Genomic DNA, 19,344 nt, shown 5'->3' on the forward strand with positions numbered 1-19,344 from the left:
CGCATCGGGCCCTTGACCCATCGCGAATTTTCGATGTCAAGCCAGAGGCTTGGCGAAAATTCGAGAACAGAACCAAAGGTCGTTTTCAACGACCGTTGGTATTATCCGCGCCCAGGCGGGGCGCCGCCACGGCGTCCAACCGCAATCGGGAGTGTTCGGATGTCCTCTCTCGTCTGTCCGTCATGGCCTTGCTGCCCATGACCGCCGTCCTCGTCGGCCTCCCGCTCCGCGTCCCGGCCGCTGGGGCAAGACCGGTGCCGGGACACCTGGCCGGGACACCTGGCCGGGACACCTGGCAGAGGCTCTCGAACGGGCCTGTTCAGGCCCCATCCTCCGGTCGCGGGCGGTCCTTACGGCACCTGCCCCTCGACGATGAAGATGCGGAAATCGGCGTAGCGGTCGCCGATCTTCCGCGCCTCACGATAGGCGTCCGACGCGAAGGTCGCGACCGCGATCTCCCGCGTGTCAAACCGAATGACCGCGACCCGTCCCGGTGGTGTGCCATCCACGGCCGTGGGGGCGCCGGGCCGCGCCAGGAAGGTTCCGCCCGCCTTCGCGAAGACCTCCGCCACGCGCGGGAAGAACTCGCGCGCGAAGTCCTGGGGCTGCCGCACGTCGAGTTCCACGATCGCGTAGGCCGCCGGCTTGGCTTCGCCTGCCCACGATGGCGCTGGTGTCGTGACCAGGCCGGCGAATCCGGCCGAGAGCATAACGGCGACATGAACACGGCGAAGCATCGGACGCCTCATCGAGCACGGCAGACCTTGGGGCGAGGAGGTGCAGAGTACGGCCTGCTCCGCGATTCGTCATCTGGCGACAATGACGAACCAGGGGCGACCCAGAGGAAGATTCGGAACGGGAGAGGTGGGACGAGCCCCTCGGACACCGCCGGCAAGGAGCCGATTCGGGGTCGTCGATGGGAAGTGCCGGCCCGGTCGTTCCAGGCCGCGGATCGCCGCTTGCCGTGCACCCCGTCGAGGCCCTCGGCTTTGCGCTACCCCACCCCCGTCGGCCCATCCAGCGTCAGCCGCACCCGCCGCGCCAGCTCCATCCGGCGGTAGGGCTTGTTGAGGATCTCGAACTCGCTGCCGCCGGTATCGGTCCGCTCGATCGAGGCTTCGGCATAGCCGGTGGTGAGCAGCACCTTGATCCGCGGCTGGCGCTCGCGGGCGGCGCGGGCGAGCAGCACGCCGTTCATGCCGCCGGGCATGATCAGGTCGGAGAACAGCAGGTCGACCTTGCCGCCGGCATCGAGCAGGTCCAGAGCCTCCTGGGCGCCGTGCGCGACCAGGACCGTATAGCCGAAATCGTCCAGGATCACCCGGGCGGTCTCGGCGACGTCCGGGCGGTCGTCGACCACCAGGATGGTTTCGGTGCCGGTCCGGTCTGCGGCTCGCGGCGCCGGGCGGCGCTCGACGGCGACGGCCTGGTCGGTGGCCGGGAAGAGCAGGCGCACTGTCGTGCCGTGGCCGACCTCGGAGGTGATCCGCACCGTGCCGCCCGATTGCCTGGCGAAGCCGTACACCATGGCGAGGCCCAGCCCCGTGCCGCGCCCCTCCTCCTTGGTGGTGAAGAACGGCTCCATCACCCGGGCCAGGATCTCCGGCGGCATCCCCAGGCCGGTATCCTGCACCTGCACCACCGCGTAGGGCCCGGGCCGCACCATCAGCAGCACGGCCATCTCGTCGTCGATGGTCAGGTTCTCGGTCTTGATCGTCACGGTGCCGCCACCCGGCATTGCGTCGCGGGCGTTGAGCAGCACGTTGAGCACGGCCACCTCGGCCTGGGTCGGGTCGAGGCGGCAGTTCCACAAGTCCGGTGCCAGGTCGGAGCGCATGACGACGTGGTCGCCGAGGGTGCGCCCGGTGATCTCGGCCATGCCGCGCACGAGGGTGTTGAGGTTGAGCGCCCGGCCCTCCAGGCGTTGCTTGCGGGCGAAGGCGAGGAGCTGGTGGGTGAGCCGGGCCGCCCGGTCGGTCGCGGCGCGGATCGCCTCGCCGGCGCCCATCAGCCGGCTCGCGTCGATCCGCGGATGCTCCGCGAGCGCCAGCACCACGTCGGTATAGCCGCCGATGACCTGGAGCAGGTTGTTGAAGTCGTGGGCGATGCCGCCGGTGAGCTGGCCCAGCGCTTCCATCTTCTGGGCCTGGTGCAGCGCCAGCTCGGCGTCGCGCCGGCGCGACACGTCGAGCTGCGAGCCGAAGAAGTACACCAGCTCGCCCTTCTTGTCGTAGACGGGCGAGATGAACAGCGCATTCCAGAAGGTCGAGCCGTCCTTGCGGTAGTTCAGGATTTCGGTGGCGATCTCCTTGCGCTCGGCGATCGCGCGGCGCACCTCCGACACCGTGTCGCGCTCGGTCTCGGGACCTTGCAGGAAGCGGCAATTGGTGCCGACCAGCTCCTGCGGCGTGTAGCCGGTCATGCGCAGGAACGCCTGGTTGGCGAAGACGATCGGGTTGTCCGGCTGGTGCGGATCGGTGACGATCATCGGCATCCGCGTCGTCTCGACGGCGGCGAAGAAGATGTCCGAGTGGGTGTCATGGACGGCGCGGGGACCACGGGCGGTCACGGCGGGCCCGAGGCCGCCGAGGTCCGGCTTCTCCGATATCTCTGCCATCCGACCCCCTCTTGCCGCCGGCGGAGCCATCCGGCATGCGGTCCTGCCTCGTCACCGATGGCCAGATAGGCACTGACGGCGGATATCAAGTGACACCAAAGGATAGTGCACCGCTTCGAGCGGCGTGACCGTGTCGCAGCGCCGCCGCGGAACCAAATCGCCTGCGGCGGGACCAGCCTCATCTGGCTTCCACTGGGTCATCCGGTGGTGTGATCCGGCTGTGCACCTGAGCCCGTCTCGCCACCTTGCGGGACGCGATTTTGCCGTGGCGGCGGACCGGCCGCGGGGCTAGGGTTCGGGGCCGGGTACGGGGTGCCCGCTTCGCTCGCCCACGATTCCCTTTCCCGCTTCTCTCCCCCCTGCTTCCTTTGGCCCGCGAGGTTCCGATGCAGCCCGCCACCGTCCCGGACGTGACTTTCCACACCCGCGTCAGGAACGAGGCCCTCGGCGGCCCCAACCCGTTCGCGTGGAAGGACCTCACCTCGGCCGAGGTGTTCGGCGGCCGCACCATCGTGCTGTTCGCCTTGCCGGGCGCCTTCACGCCGGCCTGTTCCGACGACCACCTTCCGGGCTACGAGCAGCATGCCGACGATTTCGCCGCCCTCGGCATCGATCAGGTGATCTGCCTGTCGGTCAACGACGCCTTCGTGATGTTCCAGTGGGCCAAGGCCAAGGGCATCGAGAAGGTGTTCATGCTGCCCAACGGCAATGCCGACTTCACGCGCCAGATGGGCATGCTGGTCAAGCGCAGCCGCCAGGGCATGGGGATGCGCAGCTGGCGCTACTCCATGCATGTCGAGGACGGCACGATCCGGAAGATGTTCGTCGAGCCGGGCTTTCGCGACGATCCGCCCGGGGTCGGCCTCACCGTCTCGGATGCCGGGACGATGCTCGCCTACCTCAAGAACCGGTAGCAGCCGCCAGCACGATCCGGGCGGCGCTGCGGCTCGGCTCGTCGCCGTCGGGCAGGCGCATCGTCGCGTCGAGCCGGGCGAGCGCCCGCTCCTGCGCCGCCCGGGCCGGGCCTTCGGGCAGGAGGGGGCCGAGCGCCGCCGCCAGGCGCTCCGGCGTGCACGCCGCCTGGATCAGCTCGGGTATCGCGTTCTCGCCGAGGATCAGGTTCGGCAGCACGATCGTCGGCACCTGGATCAGGCGGCGCACGATCACCTCTTCGATCTTCGGCACCTGATAGGCCACCACCATCGGTACGCCGGCCAGCGCCAGTTCGAGGGTCACGGTGCCGGAGGCGGCCAGCGCCGCGCGGGCCCGCCGGAAGGTCGCGAGCTTGTCGGCCTCGCCGTCGATCAGGCGCGGGGGCACCGGCCAGGCGGCGGAGAGGCGCTCGATCAGGGCGCGGTGGCGGGTGACGGCCGGCAGCTCGACCGTGAAGGCGTGGCCCTGGGCCCGGACCTGCGCCAGGGCCGCGCCGAAGATCGGCATCAGCCGCTCGATCTCGCTGCGGCGCGAGCCCGGCAGCACCGCGAGGACCGGGTCGAGACCGTGCCGGGCCTCGCGCTCGGCAGCGCTGGGCCGCAAGTCGCCCAGGCGCTCGATCAGCGGATGGCCGACATAGGTGCAGGCCGGACCATTGAGGCGGCGATGGGCGTCGGGCTCGAAGGGCAGCAGGGCCAGCACGTGGTCGATATAGCCGCGCATGGTCTTCGCCCGCCACGGGCGCCAGGCCCAGACGCTCGGGCTGACGTAATCGATCACCGGCAGGTCCGGCAGCCGGCGGCGCACCCGGCTCGCCACCGCATGGGTGAAGCCCGGGCTGTCGATGATGACGAGCACGTCGGGACGGGCCGCCACGCAGGCCCTCACGGTCTGGCGGATGCGCCGCATCAGCAGGCGGAGGCGGGCGGCGACCGCGAGGTAGCCGATCACCGCCACGTCCTCGAGCGGGAAGAGCGATTCCATCCCCTCCGCCGCCATCGCGTCGCCGCCGACGCCGGCGAGGGCGAGGGGCCTGCCCGAAAGGGCGCGCAGCGAGCGGATCAGCTTGGCGCCGAGCTGGTCGCCGGATTCCTCGCCGGCCACCAGCCAGATGGTGAGGGGACGATCGGTCGGGACGGCGTCGCTCAACGGGACGGCTCCGGGCTGGGCGGCAGGCCGAGAAGGAAGAGGCCGAGGCGGTCGGCGAGCGCGACCGTCTCCGTCCGGTCGAGCACCAGGGTGTCGCCGGCCCCGACCGCGATGCCGAGGCAGCCCGCCGCCGCCGCGCGCGTCACCGTGCGCGGGCCGATCGCCGGCAGGTCGACCCGGAGGTCCTGGCCGTCCTTCGCGCGCTTCACCAGCACCATCGCGGCGGGCGGGCGCCCGAGGCCGAGGGGTCGGCGGGCGAGAGTCCGGGCACGGGCGAGCATCCGGTCGGTGCCCTCCGGCCCCTCGACCGCCAGCACCCGCCGGCTCGCCACCACGGCGGCCTGGCCGACATCGTGCGGCGAGAGGCTGGCGAGCAAGGCTCGCCCGGCCTCGACCGAGGCTTCTGCCGCCGCGTCCGGCCCCAGGGTGCCGAAGCGGCCCCGCGGCGCCATCAGCCCGGGGGCGAGGTCGCGCACGCCGAGCACGTGCAGGCCGTGCTCTTCGAGCAAGGCCAGCACGCCGCGCAGCAAGTGATCGTCGCCGCCGGAGGCGAGCGCTCGCAGGGTGTCGCGGTTGCGGTAGGCGGCGAGCGTGTTGAGGAGAGCCGCCGGGCTCGGCCGCGCCACGGCGCCGGCCAGCGTCACCCCGGCGGGCGCCCAGCCGCGCAACGTGTCGAGGGCGCCGCGCACGTCGAGGAGATCGACCATGGCATCGGCCCGCCGCCGGGTCGCCGGATCGGCAAAGCCCCGGAGCGCCAGCACCCGGCAGGAGCGCCCGGCCTCCTCCAGGGCGGCCACGATGAGGAGCGGCAGCCGGCCGGCCCCGGCCACGATCGCGACCGGGCGCGCCGGGCTCAAAGCCGGTGCCGCCTTCGCCGCCGCGGCGCTCATCACGCGGTGCTCCTCAAGCGGTGCCTGGCGCCTCGCGCGGCGTGCAGACTGAGCGCTTGCCGCCCTCGCGGATGAAGGCCAGGATCTCCTGCACGATCGGGTGCTGGTCGAACTCCGCCGCCACGTCCTCGACCCGCTCCATCAGGGTGCCTTCAAGGGCAAACAGCAACCGGTACGCCTTGCGGAGCGCATGGATCTCCTCCCGGGAGAAGCCGCGGCGCTGGAGCCCGATGATGTTGAGCCCCGACAGGTGGGCGCGGTTGCCGACCGCCATTCCGTAGGGAATCAGGTCGTTCTCGAGCCCCGAGAGGCCGCCCACGAAGGCATGCGCGCCGACCCGGGCGAATTGGATCACCGCCGCGCCGCCGCCGAGGATCGCGTAGTCGCCGACCTGGCAATGGCCCGCCAGCATCACGTTGTTGGAGAACACCACGTGGTGGCCGACCCGGCAATCGTGGCCGACATGGCTGTTGGCGAGGAAGGCACAGGAATCGCCCACCACCGTGGCCAGCCCACCGCCGGCGGTGCCGGGATTCATCGTCACGCCCTCGCGGATCTGGCAATCGGCGCCGATCGTCAGCGTCGAGTCCTCGCCGCGGAACTTCAGATCCTGCGGCGGATGGCCGATCGACGCGAAGGGGTAGATCCGGGTGCGCGGGCCGATGGTGGTGCGGCCCGCCACCGCGACGTGGCTCACCAGCCGGACGCCGTCCCCGAGCCGGACCTGCGGCCCGACATGGCAGAACGGTCCGATCTCGACGCCGGCGCCGATCGCCGCGCCGTCCTCGACCACCGCGCTCGGGTGGATGCGGGTCTCGAGAGGATCGCTCATTCCGTCACCAGCATCGCGCCGATCTCGGCCTCGGCCACCAGCACGCCGTTGACCTTGGCCTCGCCCTTGAACCACCACATGAAGCGGCGGTTGCTGGTCTTGCGCATATGGTACTCGACCACGTCGCCGGGCAGGACCGGCTTGCGGAACTTCGCCTTGTCGATGGTCATGAAGAAGACCTTGCTCGGCTTGGCGTCGCCCTTGAGCTTGTGAGCGCAGCAGATCGCGCCGGCGGTCTGGGCCATGCCCTCGATCAGCAGCACGCCCGGGAAGACCGGCGCGGCCGGGAAGTGGCCGGTGAAGTGCGGCTCGTTGATCGTGACGTTCTTGATGCCGATGCAGCTCTCGTCCCGGTCGATCTGCACGATCTTGTCGATCATCAGGAACGGGTAGCGGTGAGGCAGCAACTCCATCACCCGCAGGATGTCGGCCGTCCCCAACTCGGCAGGCATCTCGGTCATGGTGTCAGGCTCCGTCATGGCTGCCCCGCATACGCCCCTGTCGTCGGTGCGCCGTCTTTGGCGAGAAGTACGGCGGATGCAAGCGATTTGCGGCGGGAGCGCGGCGGATGCGTCTTCCCCGCCGTCCGGCTCCGGGCCGGGGCGTCGGGCGCCCGGTCGACCGCCTTGTCTCAGCCCTCGCCAGCCTCGTCGCGGGAGCGGGCGGCGAGGTTCTTGAGCGTCGTCAATTCGCGGAACCACTCGCGCACGGGCTTGGCCGGCGTGCCGCCCCAGCGGGCGCCCGCAGGCACGTCCTTGTTGATGTTGCTCGATCCGGCGATCTGGGCGCCCATGCCGATGCGCAGGTGGCCCACCACCCCAACCTGCCCGCCGAGCACGACGTAATCCTCGAGCGTCGTCGAGCCGGCAATGCCGACCTGGGCGACGATCACGCAATGGCGGCCGATGACGACGTTGTGGGCGATCTGCACCTGATTGTCGATCTTGGTGCCCTCGCCCACCACCGTGTCGCGGCTGGCGCCCCGGTCGATGGTGGTGTTGGCGCCGATCTCGACGTCGTCCTGGATGATGACGCGGCCGACCTGCGGCACCTTGAGGTGGCCGCCCGGCCCCATGGCGAAGCCGAACCCGTCCTGGCCGATGCGGGCGCCGCCATGCACGATCACCCGGTTGCCCAGGAAGGCATGCAGCACCGAGGCGCCCGGCCCGATGGCGCAAGCCCGCCCGATCCGGACGTTCGGTCCCACGACGCAGCCCGCCGCCAGCACCGTCTCGGCGCCGATCTCGGCCTGAGGCCCGATCACCACGCCGGGATCGACCACCACGCCGGGTTCGAGCCGGGCGGTCGGATGGACGAAGGAGCCGGGCGACACGCCGGTGGCCCCGAACAACGACATGGGGCGCGCCGCGCTCGGGAAAAGGCGGGCGAGCACCGTCGCGAAGCTCCGATACGCCTGCGGCGTCACCAGGGCGACGGTGCCCTCGGGCACCCGGGCGGCGAAGCGCGGGGTGACCAGGCAGGCGCGGGCCCGGGTGGCGCCGAGCGCCCCGGCATATTTGGCGTTGTCCATATAGGCGAGGTCGTCGGGACCGGCACTCTCGAGGGGGCTGGCCGCACGGATCACCGCCTCGCCGTCGACGCCCGAGGGCAGGGGCGCGCCGGAGAGCGCCGCGATCTCGCGCAGGGGGACGGGACCCGCGAGGGGGAAGAAGACCGGTTCCGACATCGCCTGCATCCGCCTTGAGGCCCGGCGGGCCAAAGGAGGCCGGACCCGCCCATCCTTCCCGTCGAGGGGAGGGCGCCCGGACTACCCGGTCGTGGCGGAGGGCACAAACGAAAACAGCCACGGAGCGCCTGCCCCGCGGCTGTCGATGGCGAGGCGGGCGCTGATGGCGCCCGCCGGATGACGGTTAGAAGCGCGAGCCGCCCGAGAAGCGGAACGCCTGCGTCTGGTCCTTGCCGACCCGGCCGTAATAGGTGCCGTCGGCGCCGAAGACCTTCTGGCCCTCGTCCTTGCTGAGGGCGTAGGCGTAGTCGAAGCGGATCGGGCCGAGCGGCGAGTTCCACAGGATCGAGGCGCCGACCGACGAGCGGATCGTGTTCTTGTCCCGGACGTTCACGCATTCCGGCTCGACCGGGATGGCCGTCGCGCTGAAATTGCAGCCGCCGACCGGGCTGAAGCCGTTGATGAAGCCGTCGCCGTTGACGTCGAAGGCGCGGCGTCCCTTGTAGCCGAACAGCGTGCCGGCATCGGCGAAGACAGCGCCCTTCAGGCCGAGATCGCGGGGCAGGCCCCAGATCGGGAACTGCACCTCGACCGAGGCGCCGACATAGGTGGTGCCGCCGATCGCGTTCGAGCGGGCGTCGCCCGAGCCGACGTCGCGCGGGCCGATGCCGTTCGGCGCGAAGCCGCGGACCAGCGACGGGCCGAGGAAGAACTGGTCGGTGACGCGGAGGGAGTTGCCCTCGGTCGGCGTGACGTGGCCGCCCTGGAACTTCACGAAGCCGACGACGTCCTCGTACAGCTCCTTGTAGTACCGGGCCTCGCCGGTGACGCGGAAGAACTTCGAGTCGCCGCCGATGCCCGCATATTCGGGCTTCACCTCGCCGTAGAAGCCGTTGCGCGGCAGTTGCAGGTTGTCGAGGGTCGAGTAGGCCAGGGTGACGCCGGCGAGCGAGGTCAGCGTCGAGCCCACGGCCTCCTTGAGGGCGATCGACGCCTCGCCGTCATAGGCACAGGTCGGGTAGGCCGGCAGGCCGCCGACGTCACGGCCTTGGTACATCGTCCCGGCAGGATTCAGCGCCGTGTAGCCCGGGATCCCGAACGAGCAGTCATTGTACGGCCGCTTCAGGGTGTTCGGGATCTTCAGGTCGGTGTTGTAGATCGAGTAGCGCAGCGTGATGCCGAACTCCTCGGTGATCGGCAGGCCGAGGCGGAGCTGGCCACCGACCACGTCGGTCACATAGCGGGAGTAGCGGGTCTGGTCGCTGTACTTGTTGAAGACGTCGAAGCCAGCCGCGAGGCGGTAGCCGAGGAAGTACGGCTCGGTGAACGAGAAATCGACACCGCGTGTATACTGGCCGGCGGTGCCGGCGATGCGGACATACTGGCCGCGGCCGAGGAAGTTCGACTCCGAGACCGAGACCTCGCCGATGATCCCGTCCGCCGTCGAGTAGCCGCCGGCGACCGAGAACGAGCCGGTCGGTTGATCCTCGACATCGATGTTCACGACGACGCGGTCGGGAGCCGAGCCGGGCTCGTTGGAGAACCGCACCTTCTTGAAGAAGCCGAGGCCGTTCAGGCGCCGCTCGGCGCGGTCGATGAGCACGCGGTTATAGGCGTCGCCCTCGGTCAGGTCGAGTTCGCGCCGCACCACGTAGTCGCGGGTGCGGGTGTTGCCGCGGACGTTGATGCGCTCGATGTAGACCTTCGGACCGTCCTCGACGATGTAGCCGAGGGCCACGGTGCCGGTGGCGCGGTCGCGCTCGCCAGTCGGGCGGACCTGGGCGAAGGGATAGCCGGCCCGGGCCACCGATGTGGTGACGCCGGTCAGCGTCTTCTCGACGTCCTCGGCATTGTAGACGTCACCAACCCCGGTGCGCAGCTCGTCACGCAGGACAGTGCCGTCGACGCCCGGGATGCGGGAATCGACCGAGACCGCGCCGACGCGGTACTGCTGGCCTTCCTCGACCGTGATGGTGATGATCCAGCCGCCAGCAGCGTCGTCGAAGCGCGAGTCGGCCGAGGCGACCCGGAAGTCGGCGTAGCCGTTCTTCAGGTAGTAGCGCCGGATCAGGTCGAGATCGTTGGCGAGCCGGTCCGGATCGTAGACATCCGACGTCTTGACGAAGCTGAGGAGGTTCATCTCCGACAGCGTCATCAGGTCCTTCAGGCGGCCGTCCGAATAAACCTGGTTGCCGACGAAGCGGATCTCCTTGATGCCGGTCTTGTCGCCCTCGTCGATGGCGTAGACCACGTCGACGCGGCCGTTCGGCAGATCGACGGTGCGGACCGACACCTTCGCCAGGCCGCGACCGGCGCGGCGGTAGACCTCGCGGATCCGGTCGAGGTCGGAGTTGACCGTCGCCTGGCTGTAGGGCCCGCGCGACTTCGACTCGACGATGCTCTCGAGCGTCCCCTTCTCGACCTTCTTGTTGCCTTCGAAGAAGACCCGGTTGATCGTGTTGTTCTCGCGCACCGAGACGACGATGCGGCCACCGCTATGCGACACGCGCACGTCGGAGAACATCCCGCTGGCGATCAGGTTGCGGCGGCCTTCCTCGGGCGACACGCCGACCACGTAGGAACGGACCGTGTCAGGGTCGATCCGGGAATTGCCCTGAACGACAACCTGCTGCGCGAAGGCGCTGCCGCTGGCGGCGATGGTGGCGGCCATGACAATGGCGCCCTTCGCCGACGCACGCCGGCGCTTACCCGTCATCGACATCATCAAATGGCCCGTCTCATTTTTGTCGGCGCGGGTTCACACCCGCAGACGATCACCTTCTCGCAAAGGCGAACGCCCCTGGTCCTAGCTTCGCTTCTATCGGGATTCCCTGACGAAGCAAACGCCACGCTCCCGACCGACGGGGATTTTGCCCAAACGTTGCCTTCCGGTCACGGATTTCAGCCCCATTTTCCACCGGCCAGAGTCAGCGCCCGGTGAACCGCCGGCGGGTCCTAACGCCCCGAAATGGCACGCATTTTACGAAAAGGCGGTGCGATCCACGCACAAGAGCCGCCCGCGTGAGCGGACGGCTCTCCTCGATCGCAAAGGCTTCGCCTCCCTTGGCGACTCCGGTCTCCGGCCGATCGCCCCAGGCGATCCTGCCGGATCGCTGCCGCGATGCGGAAACCGGCTCCGCTCAGGTGCCGCGGTTGAAGGCGGCTCCGATATGCAGGATGTCGTTCCAGGTCGCGAACAGCATCAGCATCAGCACCAGGGCGAGGCCGATTCGGAAGCCGATCTCCTGCGCCCGCTCGCTCAGGGGCCGGCCGCGCACGATCTCGACGGCGTAGAACATCAGGTGGCCGCCATCGAGCATCGGCACCGGAAACAGGTTGATGAGACCGATCGAGACCGACAGGACCGCGATCAGCCCGACCAGGGCGCCGATGCCGCCGACCTTGGCGGCCTGCCCCGAAACCCGGGCGATGCCCATCGGGCCCGAGAGCTGATCGGCCGATTCGCGGCCGGTGACCAGCTTGCCGATGTAGCTGAAGGTGCGGTCGACGACGAAATAGGTCTCGGTGACGCCGATCTTCAGCGAATCGAGGGCGCCATAATGCACGAGCTTGACATCGGCGGGATCGCGCGGCCCCTGGATGCCGAGCCGCCCGATGCGCTGGGTGCCGAACGGCGTCTTGTCCTCGTAGACGTCCGGCGTTGCGGTGAGCGGCGTGGTGACGCCGCCGCGCTCCACCGTGAAGTCGAGCCGGTCACCGGCGGCGCCCGAGACGGTGCGCTGCATGTCGGCGAAGTTGTGGACCGTGCTGCCGTTGATCGTCAGCACCACGTCGCCGGGCTGAAAGCCGGCGCGCTCGGCGGCGCTGCCCGGCTGCACTGCCGAGACCCGGGGGGCCACCTCGTAGCGCCCGGTGGCGTAGACGGCGCCGGCGAAGACCGCGATGGCGAGCAGGAAGTTGGCGATCGGCCCCGCTGCCACGATGGCGACCCGCTTCCAGACGTTCTGGGCGTGGAAGCTGATCGCGTGGTCGGCCGGGTTCATGCGCGCCAGCGCGTCCGGGTCCGGCACGCTCGCGCCGTTCATGTCGCCCACGAACTTGACGTAGCCGCCAAGCGGGATCGCCGAGAGCTTCCAGCGGGTGCCGCGGCGGTCGTTGAAGCCGACGATCTCGGGCCCGAAGCCGATCGAGAAGCTGGTTACCCCGACGCCGCACCAGCGCCCGACCAGGAAATGGCCGAGCTCGTGGATGAACACCACGACGGTGAGAACGAACAGGAACGGCACGACGTAGCCGAGCAGGTTCGTCGTCGCGCCGCCAACGACGTTGAGCAGATCCATGGTCACCTCGATGCGGCGCGGCGGGCCCCCTCTGGCCCGCACGGCCGCCTTGCCGATCCCCCTCCATACAGAATCCGGGGACTTCGGAACAGAGCGCGAAACGACCGAGGGTTAACTCCGCGGCGGGTCGGCAGTGCTGTCAGACGGCCAGGGACGCCTGGCTCCAGCGCCGCACCTCGGCGTCGATGGCGAGCGCCTCCTCGATGTCGGCGGGGGCCGTGGAGAAGCGCGGCGCGAAATGCTCGCAGGCCCGCTCGACCAGGGCGGCGATGTCGTAGAAGCCGATCTGTCCGGCAATGAACGCCGCGACCGCGATCTCGTTGGCCGCGTTCATCACCGTCGGCTGCGCCGCCCCGGCGGCGAGCGCCGCCTTGGCGATGCGCAGGCAGGGGAAGCGCTCCTCGTCCGGGCGCTCGAAGGTGAGGCTGCCGATGGCCGCGAGGTCGAGGGGCTTGCCGCGGGCGATCGACAAGCGGTCGCCGAGGCCGAGGCAATGGGAGATCGGCACACGCATGTCGGGGACGTAGAGCCCGGCCGTCACGGCGCCGTCGCGCCACGTCACGAGGGCGTGGACGATCGATTGCGGGTGCACCACGGCATCGAGGCGCTCGGCTTCGATGCCGAACAGGTGGTGAGCCTCGATCAGCTCCAGCCCCTTGTTCATCAGGGTGGCCGAATCGATGTTGATCTTCATGCCCATCGACCAGGTCGGATGGGCGGCGGCCTCCGCGGCGCTCGCCGCGGCGATCCGCTCGCGGGTCGCGGTCCGGAACGGCCCGCCGGATGCCGTGATGGTCATCCGGGTGATATCGTCGAGCCGTCCGGTGCCGATCGACTGCTCGAGCGCGTTGTGCTCGGAATCCATCGGCAGGATGCGGGCGCCGTATGTCTTCGCGTCGCGCATGAAGGCATCGCCGGCGCAGACCAGGCTCTCCTTGTTGGCGAGCGCCACCGTGCGGCCGAGCCGGATCGCCGCGCAGGTGGGGGCCAGCCCCGCCGCGCCGCTCACCGCCGCCACCACGAGGTCGGCGTCCCGGGTTGCCGCCTCGATCACCGCCGAGGGGCCGGCGCCACAGGCGATGCCGGAGCCGCCGAGCGCGTCGCGGAGCGCCGGACCCGCCTCGGGATCGGCGATCGCCGCGAACTCGGCGTTCAGCGCGCGGGCCACCGTGGCGAGCGCCGCCGCGTCGCGCCCGCCCGCCACGGCGCCGACCCGGAAGCGGTCCCGGTGCTGGTCGAGCAGGTCGGCGGTGGAGCGCCCGATCGAGCCGGTCGCGCCCAGGACGGAGACGGTGAGGGTCATGGATGTCCCGCGAGAGTGAGGCCGACGAGCAGGAGGCCGGCGAGGAGGGCCACGGCGAAGAAGCCGTCGAGGCGGTCCATCACGCCGCCATGGCCCGGGATCAGGCGGCCGGAATCCTTGGCGCCGTAGGCGCGCTTGAGCGCCGATTCGGCGAGATCGCCACCTTGGCTCAACACCGAGGCCAGGGCCGACAGCGCGCAGGCGAGCGGCAGCGACAACGCCTCGGTCGCGCCGAGATGGCGCGCGCCGGACGCCACCGCGCCGCCGACGATGGTCGCACCGATCAGTCCGCCGCAGAAGCCCGACCAGGTCTTCTTCGGGCTCACCGCCGGCCACAGCTTCGGCCCGCCGAGGGCACGGCCGGTGAAGTAGGCGGCGATGTCGGTGGTCCAGACGACGCCGAACAGCCAGAGCGGCCCGGCGAGCCCGATGCGCGGATCGTCGCGCAGCAGCACCGGCACCAGGGCGACCACGAGGGCGCAGGCGAGGCTCGCCGGCGCCCAGATCCGCCCGGAGGCCGGCCGGGCGAGAACTGCGAGCGCCGCGAGGCCGACGATGACGGCGGCCACGAGCCAGGGGATCGGAGCGGCGAGCCGGGCGCCCGCGACCACGCCGAGGAGCACCAGGCCCGCAAGGGCCAGCAGCGGCCGGTGCGGCGCGGTCCGGGTGATGGCGAGCCACTCGCCCACCACCGCGAGGCCGGCGAGGAGCCAGACCACTGCGAAGATCCAGCCGCCGTTCAGCGTCGCGCCGAGAACCAGGAGGCCGAGCACGATCCCGGAGACCGTGCGGGCGCCGAGTTCCGTCGCGGGCCAGCCCGGGCGGCCGGTCCCGGGCCTCTGCGTGCCGTCCACCGCCATCACCCCGCCCGGGCGCTGAGGCCGCCGAAGCGGCGGTCGCGGTTCTGGAACTCGCCGATCGCGGCGAGGAAGGTGGCGTGGTCGAAATCCGGCCAGAAATCCGGCACGAACACGAACTCGGAATAGGCGGTCTGCCAGGTCAGGAAGTTCGACACACGCTGCTCGCCGGAGGTGCGGATGACGAGGTCGGGGTCGGGGATGCCGTCGGTGTCGAGCGCCCTCGTCAGCGCGGTGGCGTCGATCGCCTCCGGCGCCAGGCGGCCCTCGGCCACGGCCCGGGCGAGGGTCTGCACGGCGCGCAGGATCTCCTGGCGCCCGCCATAGTTGAACGCCACCACCAGGGTGAGCTTGGTGTTGCGGGCGGTGCGCTCCTCGGCCTCGCGCAGGAGGCCGGCAATGTCGCCCGGCAACCCGTCGCGCTCGCCGATGATCCGCACCCGGACGCCGTTGGCGTGCAGGTCGGCGAGGTCGCGGCGCACGAACAGCTTGAGCAGGCCCATCAGGTCCGCCACCTCGGCGGCGGGCCGCCGCCAGTTCTCCGAGGAGAAGCTGTAGATCGTCAGGTAGGGGATCCGCAGGTCGATCGCCGAGCGCACGGCGCGGCGCACCGCCTCGACCCCGCGGCGATGGCCCTCGACCCGGGGCAGCCCGCGGCGGGCGGCCCAGCGGCCGTTGCCGTCCATGATGATGGCGACGTGGGTCGGCATCGTTGCGCCGGCGGAGGGGCCGCCCGCCGGCATGGGGCAGGCCGCCGAGCGGCCCCGGTCTTGGCCTTGATCCTGGCCTTGATCCTGGCCTGCCTCCAGCAGGGTCACCGTCTCGCTGTCGCCTGCCATGCTGGCCCCGACCCCGGCGGAGCCCCTCTTCGGCTCCGCGCTCGCCACGCGCTCTTTCCAGTGACCCGGACGGTCATGCGGTCCGATCTCAGACCTGCATGATCTCCTTCTCCTTGGCCGCCAGGGTCTGGTCGATCTCGGCGATATGCTGGTCGGTCGCCTTCTGCACCTGGTCGGCCTGGCGCTTCTCGTCGTCCTGGCTGATGGCGCTGTCCTTCTCCAGCTTCTTCAGCAGGTCGAGGCCGTCGCGGCGGACGTGGCGCACCGCGACCCGGGCCTCCTCGGCGTATTTGTGCGCGACCTTGACCATCTCCTTGCGGCGCTGCTCGTTCATCTCGGGGATGCGCAGGCGGATGGTCTGGCCCTCGGTCATCGGGTTGAGGCCGAGATCGGATTCGCGGATCGCCTTCTCGACCGCCGCCACCATGCCGCGGTCCCAGACCGAGACGCTGAGCAGGCGCGGCTCCGGCACGCTGATCGTGGCGACCTGCGCCATCGACATCGCGGCGCCGTAGGCGTCGACCTGGATCGGATCGAGGAGCGAGGGCGTGGCCCGGCCGGTGCGCAGCGAGCCGAGATCGTGCTTCAGAGCGTTCAGCGCGCCCTGCATGCGCCGCTTGATGTCGTTGAGGTCGAAGGAGGGAGTGGCCATTCCTGCGCGTCCCGAGGCGTCTGGAGGAGAATGGAAGGGAGGGCGCGCCCGTGCCGGGGCCGCCCTGATCCGGCTTCAATGAACCAAAACCCGACCTGCCGCAAATCGTCAGGACCGGCGAATCGTCCGGGGGCCGTGCCCCTTACGGCGCCACCAGGGTCGAGGGCGCATCCCCGGTGAGGATCGCCGTCACCGAACTCGGCGCGTGAATCGAGCCGACGATCAGCGGCAGGCCGCCGTCCCGGGCCAGCGCGAAGGCGGCGGTGTCCATGACCTTGAGATCCCGGGCGATCGCCTCGTCGTGGCTCAGGCGCTCGTAGCGCACGGCGTCCGGGTCCGTCTTCGGATCGGCGGAATAGACCCCGTCGACCTGCGTGGCCTTCAGCACCGCGTCGCATTTCAGCTCGGCGGCGCGCAGGACCGCGGCGGTGTCGGTGGTGAAGTACGGGTTGCCGGTGCCGCCGGCCAGCACCACGACCTGGCCCTTGTCGAGGTGGTGCAGGGCCGGCTGGCGGGCATAGGTCTCGCAGATCGTCGGCATCGACACCGCCGACATGGTGCGGGCGGTGACGCCCGCGGCGTTCAGCGCCGTCTCCAGCGCCAGCGAGTTCATCACCGTCGCCATCATGCCGAGCGAATCGCCCGTGGCCCGGTCGATCCAGCCCGCCGCCGAGACCCGGGCGCCGCGGATCACGTTGCCGCCGCCGACCACGAGGGCGATCTGGAAGCCCTTGTCCACCGCCCGGACGATGTCGTCGGCGAGCGCCGCCAGGGTCGGCGGATGCAGCCAGTAACCGTCCGGCGCGGCCAGCGCCTCGCCGGAGAGCTTCACCAGCACGCGGCGGAAAGGGGCGCGACCGGGTTCGGCCGGAGGCTGTTCCGACGGCGGATGTTCGGGCATGGGCGCTCCTCTGGCCGCCCGCGGGGCGACGGCTGTCGGCGTCAGGTGTCGTTGCGAGTCGGCCGGGTTCTAGCCTGTCGCTCCCGGCCCGTCGAGGCGCCGGACGGCCGGAATCGGCACCGCCGGACGCGCGCCTCCCGGCAACGAAAAAGGGGGGCCCGCCGGGCGGGCCCCCCTTCTCTCGACCCTTGGGCGACGCGGTCAGCCCTTGACGGCGGCCGCGACCTCGGCGGCGAAGTCCGGGGCCTCTTCCTTCTCGATGCCCTCGCCCAGCGCGTAGCGGACGAAGCCGGTGAGCTTCACCGGGCCGCCGGCCTTGCCCTCGGACTCCTTGAGCACCTGGGAGACCGTCTTGGAGCCGTCATGGACGAAGGGCTGCTCGAGGAGGGTGACCTCCTTGTAGTAGCTCTTCAGGCCGCTCTCGACGATCTTGGCCATCACGTGGTCCGGCTTGCCGGCGTTCTTCTCGCGCAGGATGTTGCTCTCGCGCTCGACCGTGGCGGCATCGACGCCCGAAGCGTCCAGCGCCACCGGGTTGGTCGCCGCGACGTGCATGGCGATCTGGCGGCCGAGCTGGCTCAGCACCGTCACGTCGCCGGCCGATTCGAGCGCGACGAGCACGCCGATCTTGCCGAGACCCTCGGAGACCTGGCCATGGACATAGGAGGCGATGACGCCCGTCTCGACCGACAGCTTGGCGACGCGGCGCAGGGTCATGTTCTCGCCGATGGTGGCGATCAGCTCCTGCAGCTTGTCCTTCACGGTCGTCTCGGCGCCCGGGAAATGGGCGGCTTCGAGGGTCTCGATGCTGTCGCCGGCGGTCAGCGCCAGCTTGGCGGCCTCGCGCACGAAAGCCTGGAAGCCGTCGTTGCGGGCGACGAAGTCGGTCTCGGAATTCACCTCGAGCACCGCGGCGTGGTGGCCGGCGGATTCGACCGCGACCAGGCCCTCGGCGGCGACGCGGCCGGCCTTCTTGGCGGCCTTGGCGAGGCCCTTCTTGCGCAGCCAGTCCACGGCCGCCTCGAGGTCGCCGGCGGTCTCGTTGAGGGCCGACTTGCAGTCCATCATGCCCGCGCCGGTCTTCTCGCGCAGCTCCTTGACCATCGCTGCCGTGATATTGGCCATCGTGGGATCCTCTCGATTGGCGCCCCGGCGCCGGTGGTGGGCGGCGTCGGTCGGCGGATAAAGGGAACCCGGCGCCGTGGCGGCGCCGGGCTTCTGAAACGTCATCCGGTCCGCGGGGAGAACGCGCCCCGCGTGAGATCCGTGCCGGCGTTACGCCGCGGCAGCGGCCTCGACGAAGCCGCGGGCCTGGTTCACCCAGCCGTCCCGCTCGAACCGGCCGTTGAGCTTCAGCTCGCCGTCGACCTTGGCGATGTCCTCCGGCTGCATCGCGGCGATCTGCCAGTAGTGGTAGATGCCGGCATCGTTGAGCTTCTGCACCAGCTGCGGGCCGACGCCCGTGAGCTTGGTCAGGTCGTCCGGCGCGCCGCGGGGGGCGGCCAGCAGCTCGAAGGGCTCGCCGACATACGGCTCGGTGATGTCGACCGGGGCGATCTCGGGCTCGTTGGCGAGGGCCGGCAGCTCCTCGGCCATCGGCTCGTCGGACTCGCCGAGATCGATGCCGAGCGCGCCCTGGCCGCGCGAGATGCCGTCGATCGCCGCGCGGGCGACGAGGTCGCAATAGAGCGCGATGGCGCGGCCGGCATCGTCGTTGGCCGGGACCACGTAGGTGATGCCGTCCGGGTTGCAGTTGGTGTCGACGATGGCCGCCACCGGGATCTTGAGGCGGTTCGCCTCCTTGATCGCCAGCTGCTCCTTGTTGGTGTCGATCACGAACAGCAGGTCGGGCACGCCGCCCATGTCCTTGATGCCGCCGAGCGCCTTCTCGAGCTTGTCCTTCTCGCGGGACAGCATCAGGCGCTCCTTCTTGGTGAGGCCCTGGCCGCCGCCGGCGAGGATCTCGTCGACCTTGCGCAGGCGCTGGATCGAGCCCGAGATGGTCTTCCAGTTGGTCAGCGTGCCGCCGAGCCAGCGGGAGTTCACATAATACTGGGCCGAGCGCTTGGCCGCGTCCGCGATGGTGTCGGCCGCCTGGCGCTTGGTGCCGACGAACAGCACCCGGCCGCCCTTGGCGACGGTGTCGCTCACCGCTTGCAGCGCCTGGGCCAGGGCCGGCACGGTCTGGGCGAGGTCGATGATGTGGATGTTGTTGCGGGTGCCGAAGATGTACGACTGCATCTTCGGGTTCCAGCGGTGCGCCTGGTGGCCGAAATGCGAGCCGGCCTCGAGCAGCTGGCGCATGGTGAAGTCAGGAAGGGCCATGGTCTTTGTTCTCTCCGGTTCATCCGCCGCGGAGGACGCGACCGGCGCCAGGGGCGAA

General features: G+C 70.4%; 17 protein-coding genes. 1 reads left to right on the forward strand and 16 read right to left on the reverse strand.

Features of this window, described 5'->3' with window-relative positions:
* Positions 1-350: 350 nt before the first annotated feature.
* Together VP06_RS12685 and VP06_RS12690 are read right to left on the reverse strand one after the other, a co-directional pair.
* On the reverse strand, positions 351-737 hold the full coding sequence (locus tag VP06_RS12685; RefSeq protein ID WP_197093194.1) for a DUF1330 domain-containing protein: 387 nt from the start codon (positions 735-737) through the stop codon (positions 351-353).
* Positions 738-994: 257 nt separating this feature from the next.
* Positions 995-2,617, reverse strand: coding sequence for a hybrid sensor histidine kinase/response regulator (locus tag VP06_RS12690; protein ID WP_048464142.1), 1,623 nt, complete (start codon positions 2,615-2,617; stop codon positions 995-997).
* A 386-nt stretch (positions 2,618-3,003) separates the two neighbouring features.
* Between VP06_RS12690 and VP06_RS12695 the strand changes: the two genes are divergently transcribed.
* The gene (locus VP06_RS12695) at positions 3,004-3,531 is read left to right on the forward strand and encodes a peroxiredoxin (protein ID WP_048464143.1); all 528 of its coding nucleotides are present in this window, start codon (positions 3,004-3,006) and stop codon (positions 3,529-3,531) included.
* On the opposite strand, the gene lpxB is transcribed toward VP06_RS12695, so the two are convergent.
* From lpxB to VP06_RS12765, 14 genes are all read right to left on the reverse strand, one after another.
* Positions 3,518-4,699 carry a lipid-A-disaccharide synthase gene (lpxB, locus tag VP06_RS12700; RefSeq protein WP_048464144.1) on the reverse strand — a complete coding sequence of 394 codons (1,182 nt, stop codon included), beginning with the start codon at positions 4,697-4,699 and terminating at the stop codon, positions 3,518-3,520. The two genes, VP06_RS12695 and lpxB, sit on opposite strands and share 14 nt — an antisense overlap.
* On the reverse strand, positions 4,696-5,589 hold the full coding sequence (locus VP06_RS12705; protein WP_048464145.1) for an LpxI family protein: 894 nt from the start codon (positions 5,587-5,589) through the stop codon (positions 4,696-4,698). Before VP06_RS12705 ends, lpxB begins: the two co-directional genes overlap by 4 nt.
* Before the next feature lie 13 nt (positions 5,590-5,602).
* Positions 5,603-6,421: an acyl-ACP--UDP-N-acetylglucosamine O-acyltransferase gene (lpxA, locus tag VP06_RS12710; RefSeq protein WP_048464146.1), complete on the reverse strand. Its 819-nt coding sequence runs from the start codon at positions 6,419-6,421 to the stop codon at positions 5,603-5,605.
* Positions 6,418-6,873, reverse strand: a complete 456-nt coding sequence (fabZ, locus tag VP06_RS12715) for a 3-hydroxyacyl-ACP dehydratase FabZ (RefSeq protein ID WP_425350908.1) — start codon at positions 6,871-6,873, stop codon at positions 6,418-6,420. Before fabZ ends, lpxA begins: the two co-directional genes overlap by 4 nt.
* Before the next feature lie 179 nt (positions 6,874-7,052).
* A complete protein-coding gene (gene lpxD / locus VP06_RS12720) occupies positions 7,053-8,108 on the reverse strand; it encodes a UDP-3-O-(3-hydroxymyristoyl)glucosamine N-acyltransferase (protein ID WP_048464148.1) in 1,056 nt (351 codons plus the stop codon).
* Positions 8,109-8,292: 184 nt separating this feature from the next.
* Positions 8,293-10,833 carry an outer membrane protein assembly factor BamA gene (bamA, locus tag VP06_RS12725; RefSeq protein WP_048464149.1) on the reverse strand — a complete coding sequence of 847 codons (2,541 nt, stop codon included), beginning with the start codon at positions 10,831-10,833 and terminating at the stop codon, positions 8,293-8,295.
* 415 nt (positions 10,834-11,248) lie between these two features.
* Complete coding sequence (gene rseP, locus VP06_RS12730) at positions 11,249-12,409, reverse strand: RIP metalloprotease RseP (RefSeq protein ID WP_048464150.1); 1,161 nt, start codon at positions 12,407-12,409, stop codon at positions 11,249-11,251.
* A gap of 139 nt (positions 12,410-12,548) precedes the next feature.
* Positions 12,549-13,712, reverse strand: coding sequence for a 1-deoxy-D-xylulose-5-phosphate reductoisomerase (dxr, locus tag VP06_RS12735; RefSeq protein WP_048464151.1), 1,164 nt, complete (start codon positions 13,710-13,712; stop codon positions 12,549-12,551).
* Positions 13,709-14,572, reverse strand: a complete 864-nt coding sequence (locus VP06_RS12740) for a phosphatidate cytidylyltransferase (RefSeq protein ID WP_048464152.1) — start codon at positions 14,570-14,572, stop codon at positions 13,709-13,711. Before VP06_RS12740 ends, dxr begins: the two co-directional genes overlap by 4 nt.
* On the reverse strand, positions 14,572-15,312 hold the full coding sequence (locus tag VP06_RS12745; RefSeq protein WP_048464194.1) for an isoprenyl transferase: 741 nt from the start codon (positions 15,310-15,312) through the stop codon (positions 14,572-14,574). The genes VP06_RS12740 and VP06_RS12745 overlap by 1 nt, the downstream gene beginning before the upstream one ends.
* A gap of 184 nt (positions 15,313-15,496) precedes the next feature.
* Positions 15,497-16,060 carry a ribosome recycling factor gene (frr, locus tag VP06_RS12750; protein WP_048464153.1) on the reverse strand — a complete coding sequence of 188 codons (564 nt, stop codon included), beginning with the start codon at positions 16,058-16,060 and terminating at the stop codon, positions 15,497-15,499.
* 142 nt (positions 16,061-16,202) lie between these two features.
* On the reverse strand, positions 16,203-16,961 hold the full coding sequence (gene pyrH / locus VP06_RS12755; protein ID WP_048464154.1) for a UMP kinase: 759 nt from the start codon (positions 16,959-16,961) through the stop codon (positions 16,203-16,205).
* 201 nt (positions 16,962-17,162) lie between these two features.
* Positions 17,163-18,086, reverse strand: a complete 924-nt coding sequence (gene tsf / locus VP06_RS12760) for a translation elongation factor Ts (protein WP_048464155.1) — start codon at positions 18,084-18,086, stop codon at positions 17,163-17,165.
* Positions 18,087-18,236: 150 nt separating this feature from the next.
* Entirely contained in the window at positions 18,237-19,286 is a 1,050-nt protein-coding gene (locus tag VP06_RS12765; protein ID WP_048464156.1) for a 30S ribosomal protein S2, read from the reverse strand.
* Positions 19,287-19,344 lie beyond the last annotated feature (58 nt).

It is taken from the genome of Methylobacterium aquaticum (assembly GCF_001043915.1).
GTDB classification, from domain to species: Bacteria; Pseudomonadota; Alphaproteobacteria; order Rhizobiales; family Beijerinckiaceae; genus Methylobacterium; species Methylobacterium aquaticum.